The organism is Vibrio sp. 1F255 (genome assembly GCF_041439145.1).
Taxonomy (GTDB): domain Bacteria; phylum Pseudomonadota; class Gammaproteobacteria; order Enterobacterales; family Vibrionaceae; genus Vibrio; species Vibrio crassostreae_C.
This window is the reverse complement of sequence record NZ_JBGONQ010000022.1, coordinates 58188-70331: the sequence shown is the minus strand read 5'-3', so window position 1 is coordinate 70331 and position 12144 is coordinate 58188. Positions and strand designations below refer to the sequence as shown.

The following is a 12144-nucleotide window of genomic DNA, read 5'->3' as shown; positions in this document are numbered from 1 at the left end:
TCTGCGGCTCAGCGGCAGCAGTAATGATTTTTGTAGGAATGCTAATGGCCAGTTGGTGGAGCGTTGATTTTCTCGTGTTAAGCCATCAAACTTAACTAATTGAACTGAAAAGGAATCACCATGAGCGTTATTTTTATTACTGGAGCGAACCGCGGCATTGGCTTAAGCCTGACTCGACAATACTTGGAAAGTAATCACAAGGTGTACGCGACTTATCGTGATGACAATTCAGCAAAAGAACTGCTCTCACTCACAGACCACAACACCAACCTTACCTGTATTCAATTAGAGATAACCGATTACCAAGCAGTAAGCCAACTCCCTTCGCAAATAGAGTCGATTGATATCTTGATCAACAACGCTGGCTACTATGGCCCTAAAGGCTATGGGCTAGGTAATACCGATGTCGAAGAGTGGCGTCGTGTATTCGAAGTTAACACTATTGCCCCACTCAAGCTTGTCGAAACGCTATTGCCTCTACTAGAAGGCAGCCATATCAAAAAGGTCGCTTGTTTATCCTCTAGAGTCGGCAGCATGACCGAGAACACCTCAGGCGGAGGTTATATCTATCGCTCCTCTAAAGCCGCTCTAAACTCCGTGGTTAAGAGCTTAAGCAACGACTTAACCGATAATGGCTTTACGGTGTTAGCACTGCATCCAGGCTGGGTACAGACCGAAATGGGTGGCCCTAATGCTCTGATCGATACCAACACTTCAGCTTCCGGCCTTATTAAAGTCATCGAGTCCGCGAATACCGGAGTAAGTGGTCACTTCTTCAATTTCGATGGTAACGAAATAGACTGGTAATCCACAGATGAATGCAGGCTCTCTCTCAAACCTAGTTAAGCACTCAACGCTGTTTTGTCTAACAGTGATGCTAACTGGCTGTTTCAGTAATGGCCCCGGCGACTTATTCGACGACTATCAAACTAAGGTCGCTAGAGTACAAGATGCTGAAGAACTCAAAGAGGATTGGGAGTTTGAAAGCCTACCGAGAAAACGAGAACTGCTGCTTGACGTGCCCTCACTCTCTATCGGTCTCATCGACAGCTATCAGCTTCGTCAGTGTAGACTGTTCAATCTGATAGCAGAAAGAAATTCGGTTCTAGGCAAGGTCGCAGATGAGTTTCGTAACTACGATTATCAAGTCGCGCTACTTGAAGGCTTAGGCAAGTGTTTATCCAGTACTGAATTAGACCCAGAGATCGTAGAATTACTCAATAAAATCGAGCAGCAGAAGCTCACACAGTTTCCGCTGCACCAATGGAATCTCATCTATGCCAGTGATGCGATGCAGTCACAAATGCGGGGTAGTCAGTGGTTACGCGCTGATATCGGCGATCAGGTACGACAAACCAGTGGCGCCTTAGAACATCTCAACCAAGCGTTAAACGCGCCGCTCGTTTCCGGCAAAACCACTGAGGTACAAGAAGTATTAGAGAAGAGCTCTACGCTCGGGGATTTATACTACTCGCTGGCTCGTGCTTCGGTTGAGCTTGATACCATCACCAAGCAACTCACTACTTTTGATGCCAACATCATCTGCGGCAAGCAGCGAGACACCACTAAGTTTCGTTATCTCAACAATGTATTCGAGCAACAATACATAGGCAAGGTTCAGCCCTACATGGCGCAGCTGGATGGCTACTATCAGCAATTAGCCCCGCAACTAGGAATGTTTGACGCGCAACCTGAACTGCACAGTTATTACTTTCCCATTCAAGATGCACATCAAGCTTTTCGAGCATCAACTCGTCGCCATGTCGACTATTGGCAGAAGCTGTTTAAACGTTGTGGCCGTAAAGTCGGACGTTAATACTAACCTCAATAAATCTTAGCTTTTAGTGCCCTTCTTAGCGGAAGTACCTTTCTTAGCATACGTACCTGTCTTGGCATAAGACTTCTTCGCACCACCGCCTTTACGGCGTTTAAAAGCTGGTCTTTCGACTTTAGGAAGATGACGTAGAGACTCAGGAACTTCGCCGGTTTTTACCTTGCCCATCAAACCATCAATCTTGCTTTCTAACGCTTGCATGAAAGGCTGATAAGCTTGATTTCGTTCTGCCATGCCTTGCAGCTGGTGCTCCCAGTGTGCCGTCATGTCTGGGAAGGTAGAGTCCTCAGGTAAAGCATGAATCAAGCCTCTGCCCGCAGGGCTACTATGAATACTCTTACCTTGGCGCGTTAGCAGTTGTCTTTTGAAAAGGGTATCTAGAATGCCTGCACGGGTTGCTTCAGTACCAAGGCCATCGGTCTCTTTCAAAATGGCTTTGAGGTCTTTGTTAGCAACAAAACGCGCGATACCTGTCATCGCTTGAAGCAACGTCGCTTCCGTGAAGTGCTTTGGTGGTTCGGTTTTCTTATCACCAATCACGCCTTCACGACACGTCAACACGGTTCCTTTCTCCAACGGTGGAACCGTATCCGTGCCATCGCCTTTCTCTTCGGTGTCTGTTTTGCCCATCAACACCTTCCAGCCGGGGTTGATAAGCTGACGTCCTTTCGCAATGAACACGCCACCAGCTATATCAAAGACCAGCTTAGCATCGGCAAAAACGGCAGGTGGGTAGAACTGCATTAGATACTGGCGAGCGATTTGCTGATAGATTTTCATCTCGTTGGCAGACAGGCCGTTCACCGATGATTTCTTCGGTGTTGGAATTATTGCGTGGTGAGCATCGACCTTACTGTCGTTCCATGCTTTGGATTTAAGAGAAAGATCCGCACCTTGAGCACCACTTTGCAGCTCTTTGGCATTGTTAGCGATAGCGTCTACGATCGACTCTCGCTGTGAGTAGTGCTCTTTAGGCAAATAGCGGCTATCAGAACGTGGGTAAGTGATGAGTTTGTGTTTCTCGTACAATGACTGACACGTGTCTAACACCTGCTGAGCACTCATACCAAAACGCTTAGACGCATCAATCTGCAAAGCTGACAGCGAGTAAGGCAGTGGCGCAGCTTGTTTACTTTGCTTTTGCTCTGATTCCGTCACCGTCGCGGGTTGATTCGCAATTCGGTTAGCCACATTCTCAACCAGCTTTCGATTGAGCACGCGCCCTTCTTCATCTTGCCATGGTTTACATGCTTCGCTTGGCTTCCAACGCGCACGAATATCAAAGCTCTGGCCGTGATTTTGATAAGGGATCAAAGCGTGCAAAGTGAAGTAATCTTTCGGAATAAAGTTTTCGATCTCTTCATCGCGCCTTACCACCAAACCAAGTACAGGCGTTTGTACTCGCCCGACCGACAACACACCTTGGTAGCCAGCCTTTTGACCGAGTAAGGTATAAGCACGAGTCATGTTCATGCCATACAGCCAATCGGCTCTAGAGCGCGCTAATGCGGAAATAGAAAGCGGAATAAAGTCACGGTTGCTGCGCATTTGAGAAAGTGCACGTTTTACGGCAGGTAAGTTCAAGTCGCTGATCAGTAGCCTGTCCATCGACTCTTTCTTAGCCTTAGAGACTTTGCAGTAATCAATCACTTCATCAACCAGCAACTGCCCTTCTCTATCCGGGTCTCCGGCGTGAACAATTTGAGTGGCGTCCTTCAATAGCTTTCGGATCACCGTGAGCTGTTTGCTTGAAGTCTTACGCGGTCTTAGCTGCCATTGCTCCGGCACGATAGGAAGATCGGCTAAATTCCACTTCTTATAACGGTCGTCATAAGCATCCGGCTCAACCTGCTCCAATAAGTGTCCAATACACCAAGTCACCACATCCCCATTGCCACATTTGATAAACCCTTGGTCTTTCTTTTGTGGATTAGGTAGTGCAGCGGCGATCGCGCGGCCGAGGCTTGGTTTTTCAGCAATAATAAGGCGAGACATGTTTTTCCAGATGCTACAAACAATTAGAGCCACATTATCTAATGTGGCTCTAATAAATCAAGAAAAACTGGTTGTTTATACAGTTAGCATTCCACTATTCAAGCTTCAGCTTTCTTTATAAAAACTCAACGAACTTAGAGAAGTCGCGCTCTGGCACTTTCATTGGTGTACAGCCTGGAGTGCCTAGGTATAGGAAGCCAACAATTTCATCGTCGCCTTCTAGGCCAAATGCTTGGTGTACTTCTGGGTGGAACATCCATTTACCTGAGCGCCAAAAGCCTTGGAAACCTTGTGCGACTGCGGCCATTTGCATCGCCTGTGCAGCACAACCCGCAGACAGATGTTGTTCGATAGCAGGCACTTTCTCGTGCTCGGTGACTTTTGCAATCACGGTGATCACCATTGGAGCTCGGAACGGCGCTTTTTTTACTTTCTCGATAACCGCTTCTTCGCTGTCATCCGCTTCAGCGGCGCGCACCAAGATGTCTGAAAGCTTTTGTAGGCCTGAACCTTGCGCGATAACAAAGCGCCATGGTGTTAGTGCACCGTGGTCTGGAGCACGCAGCCCTGCTTTGATGATGTTTTCTAACGCCACACCTTCAGGTGCCGGATCAGAGAGTTTTGCGATTGAGCGTCTGTTGAGCAATAGATCCAAAGCATCCATTTGAAGTCCTTACTATTTCTTTATTATTTGTATACTTGAACTTTAGCACAGAATACAAACGATAATAAATCTCAACGGCTGTCCATTTAGGCTAGATTAGAAACAATAAAGGCTCCTAAATCTATGACTTAGGAGCCTTGTTCAAAATCTAACTCAGCAAATTAAGTAACAATATCTACTGATAAGATTACAGTTTGATAGCTGATTCTATAACTTAATCGCTAGCTCAACACCTTGACGAATTGCGCGTACTGCATCCAATTCACCCGCGTAATCGGCGCCGCCTATCACATGCAGTTTGCCACCAAACTCTTGCCACATGTCTTCGAATGGACGAACTGACACCTGACCTGCACATACGATAACCGAGTCAGCATCCAGCACCTGCTCTTTCTTACCAACGCTGATATGCAGACCTTGGTCATCAATCTTGTTGTAGCTCACGCCACCCAGTAGATTAACACCGCGTTTTTCTAGTGTGCGTTTGTGAATCCAGCCTGTAGTTTTGCCCGGACCTTTACCAACACGACCCGCTTTACGCTGCATCACCCACACCGTTTTATCGCTGAATGAATCAGGGTAAGGGTAAAGTCCGCCTGGGTGTTCCATATTCTTATCGATGCCCCACTCATGCAGCCAATCGTCTAGGCTGTGTGAAGTCGGTTCTGTCAGCATGGTTGCCACATCGACACCAATACCACCAGCACCAACAATCGCGACCTTTTCGCCTACTGGTGTCTTTTCGCGAATCAAGGTTTGGTAATCGACCACGTTTTCTTGGTCAATGCCCTCAATATCGAGCTTTCTTGGCTCTACGCCAGCAGCCATCACCACTTCATCGTACTTCAACAACATCTCAAACGTTGCTTCCGTATCCAGTTTCAGATTCACGCCGGATGCATCGATTTGGTTAGCAAAATAACGAATCGTTTCTCTGAACTCTTCTTTGCCCGGTATCTGCATTGCTAATCTAAACTGGCCGCCGATACGGTCATTTTTCTCAATCAAGTCAACCTTGTGTCCACGCTGGGCTAGTGTCGTCGCACAAGCTAAACCGGCTGGGCCTGCGCCAACAACCGCAATGGTCTTAGTCGCTTGCGCTGGCTGAACAACAATTTCAGTCTCGTAACAAGCGCGTGGGTTCACCAAACAGCTCGCACGTTTACCTTTAAACACGTTATCAAGGCAAGCTTGGTTACAACCGATACAGGTATTGATGAACTGAGCTTGGTCTTGAGCTGCTTTATTAACAAAATCCGGGTCTGCCAAGAATGGACGCGCCATAGACACCATATCAGCCTGCCCAGAGCTAAGAATACGTTCGGCCTCTTCTGGCGTATTAATTCGGTTACATGTCACCACTGGGATCGACACGTATGGTTTCACTTTTTCCGTCACCCAAGAGAATGCACCACGTGGTACTTGTGTCGCGATAGTCGGAACACGCGCTTCATGCCAACCGATGCCGGTATTGATAATAGTCACGCCTGCTTCTTCCAGCTTTTGAGCCAATAGAACAACATCTTCAAAGGTGCTGCCTTGCTCAACCAAATCCAGCATCGACAGTCGGAAAATAATAATGAAGTCGTCACCCACTGCTTCGCGAATCGATTTAACAATCTCCAGCGGGAAACGCATGCGCTTCTCATAAGAACCGCCCCATTCGTCGTAACGCATATTGGTACGTTTACAGATGAATTGGTTAATCAAGTAACCTTCAGATCCCATAATCTCAATGCCGTCGTAACCCGCGACTTGGGCGAGTTCGGCACTGTTGGCAAAGGCACCAATGGTCTTTTTGATCTGACGAGGGCTCATCTCACTCGGTGCGAACTTAGCGATTGGCGCTTTAATACCCGAAGCACTTTGCGCGAATGGGTGCATGGCATAGCGGCCAGCATGCAGCAACTGAAGGGCAATCTTACCGCCATGCTTGTGCACGGCCTCGGTAACAACTTGGTGAGCTTTTGCATGCTTCACTTTACTGAATTCAGCACTAAATGGGGTTAATCTGCCACGTAAATTAGGAGAGAAACCACCGGTAACAATAAGGCCAACGCCTCCTTTTGCTCGCTCTTCATAAAACGCGGCGAGTTTGTGGAGACCTTCTTTATTTTCTTCTAAACCTGTATGCATTGATCCCATCAATACACGGTTACGTAACTGGGTAAATCCAAGATCGAGTGGTTCAAGTAAATGTGGGTACATGGCAGACATCACTTCTATTATTTTATCCTTGTGGTCTGACCACAGTATAGTTCAATTACCAAAAGTTCAAACAACCGTTTACATTTTTGTAACACCGATCATAATGCTGCACGTATTAATCGTTCAGAAGCCCTTAATTTGACTACACTTAATGAGAATATATATCGATTAACAATTCTTGGTGTAGTTTGAGCTTGGGAATTATCGTAGGATACTAAGCAGTTCATATTATTGAGATTAATGGTACTACGGCTTGTTAAAGCGACGTAATCTCACTGCGGAGACAGAATGAAAAAAATATTCAAATTTATAGGCATGTTCTTTAAAGGGATTTGGAAGCTCATTACGTTTGTACGTCTTGCGCTGGTTAACCTAGTCTTTTTACTCAGTATCGCCATCATCTACTTTGTGTACTTCCATTCAGATACGGCTCAACCGACGGTTCCTCAGGATTCGGCTTTAGTGCTTAATCTGTCTGGCCCTATTGTGGAACAAAGCCGCTATATCAATCCGATGGATTCGGTCACAGGTTCACTACTTGGCAAAGACCTTCCAAAAGAGAACATCCTGTTTGATATCGTTGAAACGATTCGCTACGCAAAAGACGATGACAAGGTTACTGGTATCGTTTTAGCTCTCAAAGAGCTGCCAGAAACCAACCTGACCAAGCTACGCTACATTGCTAAAGCATTGAATGAGTTCAAAGCAACAGGCAAACCGATTTATGCGGTGGGTGACTTTTACAACCAAAGCCAATACTACCTAGCCAGCTACGCAACTAAGGTCTTCCTATCACCAGATGGTGGGGTTCTTCTTAAAGGCTATAGCGCTTACTCGCTTTACTACAAAACGTTGTTAGAGAAACTAGACGTCAACACGCACGTGTTCCGTGTGGGCACTTATAAGTCAGCTATTGAGCCTTTCATTCGTGATGACATGTCAGACGCAGCGAAAGAGTCCGCTTCTCGTTGGTTAAGCCAACTATGGGGTGCGTACGTTGATGACGTCAGCAACAACCGTCAAATAGACGCTAAGACACTGAACCCAAGCATGGACACCTTCTTGAAAGAACTTGAGTCTGTGGACGGTGACATTGCAAAACTGGCCGAGAAACTTGGCTTAGTGGATGAGCTAGCGACACGCCAGCAAGTTCGACTAGAGCTTGCCGATGTTTTCGGCAGTGACGGCCAAGACAGCTACAACGCGTTTGGTTACTACGAATACCGTACAACCATGCTTCCAAACATGACTAGTGAATCACACGACGTTGCCGTGATTGTAGCGAGCGGCGCAATTATGGATGGCAAGCAACCGCGTGGCACAGTTGGCGGAGACACCACTGCAGCCCTACTGCGCCAAGCACGTAACGACGATAAAGTGAAAGCAGTTGTACTTCGTGTCGATAGCCCAGGTGGCAGTGCCTTTGCTTCTGAAGTTATCCGTAATGAAATAGAAGCGATCAAGCAAGCGGGTAAACCGGTTGTTGTGTCGATGTCGAGCCTTGCTGCTTCGGGTGGTTACTGGATCTCGATGGGTGCGGATAAGATCCTAGCTCAGCCAACCACACTAACGGGTTCAATTGGTATCTTCAGTGTTATCACCACCTTCGAAAAAGGGTTGAACGATATTGGTGTTTACACTGATGGCGTTGGCACCTCACCTTTCTCTGGTCTTGGTATTACAACTGGACTTAGCGATGGCGCGAAGGACGCGTTCCAAATGGGCATTGAAAACGGATACCGCCGATTCATCAGCCTAGTTGGAGAAAATCGCGGTCTGGAAGTCGATGCGGTCGACAAGATTGCTCAAGGTCGAGTTTGGACAGGTCAAGATGCGATTCAGAAAGGCTTAGTCGATGAGATTGGTGATTTCGATGATGCGGTTGCAGCTGCGGCTTCACTTGCAGAGCTTGAAAGCTACAACATCTACTGGGTAGAAGAGCCACTTTCGGCCACTGAACAATTTATTCAAGAATTTATGAACCAAGTTCAGATGTCGATAGGCCTAGATATTCAATCGATGATACCAAGCAGTTTACAGCCTGTTACTCAGCAGTTAGCTCAAGATAGCCAGCTGTTAGGCAACTTTAACGACCCACAAGGCCGATACGCTTTCTGCTTAAATTGCCAAGTTCAATAAGTTGAGCCAATAACTCAATAACTAAGGGGTGCCTCTGTGTGAGGTGCCTCTTTTTATTGCATGATAATTCGCTATAATCGCCCCCCTGTTCCCTACATCACACTAAGTATTAATCGCCATGGAAAGAAAACACATCTATATCGCGTACACCGGCGGCACAATTGGCATGCAGAAGTCTATTGACCACGGCTATGTTCCTGTCGCAGGTTTCATGGATAAGCAGCTAGCTGGCATGCCTGAATTCCATCGCCCAGAGATGCCTGAGTACACCATTCACGAATACTCTCCATTAATGGACTCTTCAGATATGACGCCACTTGATTGGCAGACTATCGCTGATGACATTCGCGCGAACTACGATAAGTACGATGGTTTCGTTATCCTGCATGGTACAGACACTATGGCTTACACTGCCTCTGCACTGTCTTTCATGCTTGAAAACCTCGGCAAACCTGTGATTGTTACGGGCTCTCAGATCCCACTAGCAGAGCTTCGTTCAGACGGACAAGCAAACCTGCTGAATGCGCTACACATTGCTGCAAACTACCCTATCAATGAAGTGACACTGTTCTTCAACAACAAGTTGATGCGTGGTAACCGCAGCACAAAATCACACGCAGATGGCTTCAATGCGTTTACGTCTCCAAACCTGAATCCTTTGCTAGAAGCGGGTATCAATATCCAACTTAGCAATAACGTAAAGGTAAACGAACAACCTGAAGGTGCTTTCAAGGTTCATAACATTACTCCGCAACCTATCGGCGTAATCACAATGTACCCAGGCATCTCACACGAAGTTATCCGTAACACGCTATTACAACCTGTTAACGCGATGATTCTGCTTACTTTTGGTGTGGGTAACGCACCACAAAACCCAGAACTGCTTCAGCACCTGAAAGATGCCTCAGAGCGCGGTGTTATTGTGGTGAACCTAACTCAATGTTTGGCTGGTAAAGTCAACATGGGTGGTTACGCGACAGGTTGTGCACTAGCAGAAGCGGGCGTGGTGAGTGGTTACGATATGACACCAGAAGCGGCACTGGCGAAGTTGCATTATCTATTAAGCCAAAACCTAGGCTACGAAGAAGTGAAGGCTCAGATGCAACAAGTATTGCGCGGTGAGATGAGCTTATAACCTGTTCAAGGATTCACGTTAAAGCCAGTTATTCTATGAAAGTAACGGCGGCTTAACGTGAACTAAATCGTTTTATTGCTTATAAATAAACGAGTTAAACTAAAAGGGGTGGCACATTGCCACCCCTTTGTTGTAATTTAAGCTTAATGATTCGGGTTAACCCTAACAATGTCTTCTTGATCTGACTTAAACTGTTTCTTTAGTTCAGACTTAGATTTAAAGCTAATCTCACCACCAGCTGCAATTGTCATATGTTGAGCTTCAGAGTTATGTTTAGATTGGTATAACATAACCGCTTGCATACACGAGTCGCGCTGTTCTTTTGAGAGCGCCGTACCTTCTGGCCATTTACCCGTTTCAACTGCGTAGGTTAAACGTTCGTAGACCTCGGGTGTCATTGCGCTAAGAAGTTGTTCTGCATCCATGGTAAAGCCTTAGTTTTAACAATTTTCACCAGAAAATAACCCGTAACAGAATTGAGTCAAGAACCTGACCGATAATAAGTGCATCTGATCACAAGTGAAGGAATATGAAAATTATGAAATGGTTGGCGATTAGCCTATTGCCTTTCACTCTGGTTGGGTGTCTTGAAGGGAACAAAAATACCGATCAACTGTGCCAAAGCAATCCGGGTCTTCAGTGTGAACAATTGAACATGAACGATGGGCAATGTCGTGTCGCACGTACCGACCTCATCTGGCATCGATTTGAAGTTCAGAAGCAACCCACCGAAATCAACAAAATTAAAGAATTCGAATTAGTCACTGCCTACAAAAAGTGCCTAGAGCTCGCGGCACAGATCGAAACGATCGATCAATCTAAGCTGCAAGAGCGTCGCTTTACCTCTTTAATGCACAGTATCGAAGAGTCTGAGCGCATTGTTGATGAGCTATCGAAATCTGATACACCGGAAACGCTTTACTTCTTGTGGTCGCAAACTGGGGACACCAATGCCAGACGCAGTTTCCTACAACTAGAAGGCTCTGAAGCGTTAAACACAGCTGAGATGCAATATGCCTTGGCAACCTTCTATACCACCCGCAATCATATAAAGACACTTAAGCTACTCAATAATGCGCTAACGCTTTCTAATGGCTCGGTAGCCAACACTGAAATCTTCAAGTCGATGGCCAGTATCAACCACAGCCTGGGACATATGGAAAAAGCGTACGTTTGGGCAATGGTTGCCAAAGACTTTGACGTGCCGATTGCTTCTGAAGCCGAGCTCACGGTGTTGTACCATTTCGACAAGGCAACCTATAAGAAGCTAAATAAAGACGCAGATAACATCGTCGAAGCGATTGAGGATGGAATTTACAGCCCTTCAATCGTCCCGAGTTACTGATCGCTTCATTTATAGTGTTCTTACTTAAGCTTCTTATTCACCTGCTTTCAAATAAAAACAGCTACCTTTTTGGAAGCTGTTTTTATTTGTACTAGAGTTAAATCTGAAATCTTGGGCGTTTCAGCATTCCTAAATCGACAAATGCGACCTGTAAGGATTAGACAATAGTTACAAGTTATTTCGTACTTTCGTCATTTTTGTTGAAAATTAACGACACTGAATTAACACAGAACCGTTCACCTGTGGTCTTTGGGCCATCTGGAAAAACGTGACCTAAATGGCTATCACAGGCGGTACAACGGATCTCTACACGCTTCATTCCGTGACTTAGATCTTCTATATAGCGTACTGCTTCATCATTCACTGGGGCATCAAAGCTCGGCCAACCACACCCAGAGTCATATTTGTTATCCGACAGAAACAAAGGGCTTTCACAGCATGTGCAGCTATAGACGCCAGTCTTATGGTTGTGCAGTAACTTGCCGCTATATGGGGCTTCAGTACCACGCTCACGACACACTGAAAATTCGTCGTCCGTTAGGCGCTCACGCCAGTATTCATCAGGCTTTATCATATTTCCTCCCTTTTGAATCACGTTAATATCTCTCCACATTCTCAGTTATTATATTTACTTTTTTCTATAAAGGCTTGCATATGAGTCGTTTTGTAGCACATACTTTCTCACCAGGAAACATTGTACATATACACTCATAAGTGAATCATCATTTAGGGGTATTTTACCCAACTGGAAGGGTACAGAGCCACTTGCAATGGTCAATTTTCAATCACTTACACCCAATTGTTAAGAAAAGCGTCGCTTTTTT

At 46.0% G+C, this 12144-nt stretch carries 10 protein-coding genes; 5 read left to right on the top strand and 5 right to left on the bottom strand.

Going from position 1 to position 12144, the window contains the following annotated elements; genetic code table 11:
• Positions 1 to 120 precede the first annotated feature (120 nt).
• The gene (locus tag ACED41_RS13410) at positions 121 to 807 is read left to right on the top strand and encodes an SDR family oxidoreductase (RefSeq protein WP_371725115.1); all 687 of its coding nucleotides are present in this window, start codon (positions 121 to 123) and stop codon (positions 805 to 807) included.
• Positions 808 to 814: 7 nt separating this feature from the next.
• Complete coding sequence (locus tag ACED41_RS13405; RefSeq protein ID WP_371725114.1) at positions 815 to 1816, top strand: DUF3080 domain-containing protein; 1002 nt, start codon at positions 815 to 817, stop codon at positions 1814 to 1816.
• Between the two features lie 18 nt (positions 1817 to 1834).
• Here the strand turns inward: ACED41_RS13405 and ACED41_RS13400 are convergent, their stop codons facing one another.
• The 3 genes from ACED41_RS13400 to ACED41_RS13390 all read right to left on the bottom strand — a co-directional run bounded on the left by ACED41_RS13400 (position 1835) and on the right by ACED41_RS13390 (position 6710).
• The gene (locus tag ACED41_RS13400; RefSeq protein WP_371725113.1) at positions 1835 to 3829 is read right to left on the bottom strand and encodes a DNA topoisomerase III; all 1995 of its coding nucleotides are present in this window, start codon (positions 3827 to 3829) and stop codon (positions 1835 to 1837) included.
• A 115-nt stretch (positions 3830 to 3944) separates the two neighbouring features.
• Positions 3945 to 4493 (bottom strand): NAD(P)H nitroreductase, encoded by a 549-nt coding sequence (locus tag ACED41_RS13395; protein ID WP_017059376.1) that lies wholly within the window; start codon positions 4491 to 4493, stop codon positions 3945 to 3947.
• Between the two features lie 207 nt (positions 4494 to 4700).
• The gene (locus tag ACED41_RS13390) at positions 4701 to 6710 is read right to left on the bottom strand and encodes an NADPH-dependent 2,4-dienoyl-CoA reductase (RefSeq protein WP_017070327.1); all 2010 of its coding nucleotides are present in this window, start codon (positions 6708 to 6710) and stop codon (positions 4701 to 4703) included.
• A 279-nt stretch (positions 6711 to 6989) separates the two neighbouring features.
• Between ACED41_RS13390 and sppA the strand changes: the two genes are divergently transcribed.
• Positions 6990 to 8840 (top strand): signal peptide peptidase SppA, encoded by a 1851-nt coding sequence (sppA, locus tag ACED41_RS13385; protein ID WP_102320043.1) that lies wholly within the window; start codon positions 6990 to 6992, stop codon positions 8838 to 8840.
• A 118-nt stretch (positions 8841 to 8958) separates the two neighbouring features.
• Positions 8959 to 9975, top strand: coding sequence for an asparaginase (gene ansA, locus ACED41_RS13380; protein WP_019823767.1), 1017 nt, complete (start codon positions 8959 to 8961; stop codon positions 9973 to 9975).
• A gap of 143 nt (positions 9976 to 10118) precedes the next feature.
• On the opposite strand, the gene ACED41_RS13375 is transcribed toward ansA, so the two are convergent.
• A complete protein-coding gene (locus ACED41_RS13375) occupies positions 10119 to 10400 on the bottom strand; it encodes a YeaC family protein (RefSeq protein ID WP_010437067.1) in 282 nt (93 codons plus the stop codon).
• Between the two features lie 113 nt (positions 10401 to 10513).
• Between ACED41_RS13375 and ACED41_RS13370 the strand changes: the two genes are divergently transcribed.
• Entirely contained in the window at positions 10514 to 11320 is an 807-nt protein-coding gene (locus tag ACED41_RS13370; protein WP_017059380.1) for a DUF2989 domain-containing protein, read from the top strand.
• Between the two features lie 175 nt (positions 11321 to 11495).
• On the opposite strand, the gene msrB is transcribed toward ACED41_RS13370, so the two are convergent.
• Positions 11496 to 11933: a peptide-methionine (R)-S-oxide reductase MsrB gene (gene msrB / locus ACED41_RS13365; RefSeq protein WP_080582205.1), complete on the bottom strand. Its 438-nt coding sequence runs from the start codon at positions 11931 to 11933 to the stop codon at positions 11496 to 11498.
• Between the last annotated feature and the right edge of the window lie 211 nt (positions 11934 to 12144).

What these genes read in the sequence shown, in the direction of transcription:
- ACED41_RS13410 (WP_371725115.1), top strand. Translation starts at nt 121, where the DNA reads ATGAGCGTTATTTTTATTACTGGAGCGAACCGCGGCATTGGCTTAAGC.
- ACED41_RS13405 (WP_371725114.1), top strand. Translation starts at nt 815, where the DNA reads ATGAATGCAGGCTCTCTCTCAAACCTAGTTAAGCACTCAACGCTGTTT.
- ACED41_RS13400 (WP_371725113.1), bottom strand. Translation starts at nt 3,829, where the DNA reads ATGTCTCGCCTTATTATTGCTGAAAAACCAAGCCTCGGCCGCGCGATC.
- ACED41_RS13395 (WP_017059376.1), bottom strand. Translation starts at nt 4,493, where the DNA reads ATGGATGCTTTGGATCTATTGCTCAACAGACGCTCAATCGCAAAACTC.
- ACED41_RS13390 (WP_017070327.1), bottom strand. Translation starts at nt 6,710, where the DNA reads ATGTCTGCCATGTACCCACATTTACTTGAACCACTCGATCTTGGATTT.
- sppA (WP_102320043.1), top strand. Translation starts at nt 6,990, where the DNA reads ATGAAAAAAATATTCAAATTTATAGGCATGTTCTTTAAAGGGATTTGG.
- ansA (WP_019823767.1), top strand. Translation starts at nt 8,959, where the DNA reads ATGGAAAGAAAACACATCTATATCGCGTACACCGGCGGCACAATTGGC.
- ACED41_RS13375 (WP_010437067.1), bottom strand. Translation starts at nt 10,400, where the DNA reads ATGGATGCAGAACAACTTCTTAGCGCAATGACACCCGAGGTCTACGAA.
- ACED41_RS13370 (WP_017059380.1), top strand. Translation starts at nt 10,514, where the DNA reads ATGAAATGGTTGGCGATTAGCCTATTGCCTTTCACTCTGGTTGGGTGT.
- msrB (WP_080582205.1), bottom strand. Translation starts at nt 11,933, where the DNA reads ATGTGGAGAGATATTAACGTGATTCAAAAGGGAGGAAATATGATAAAG.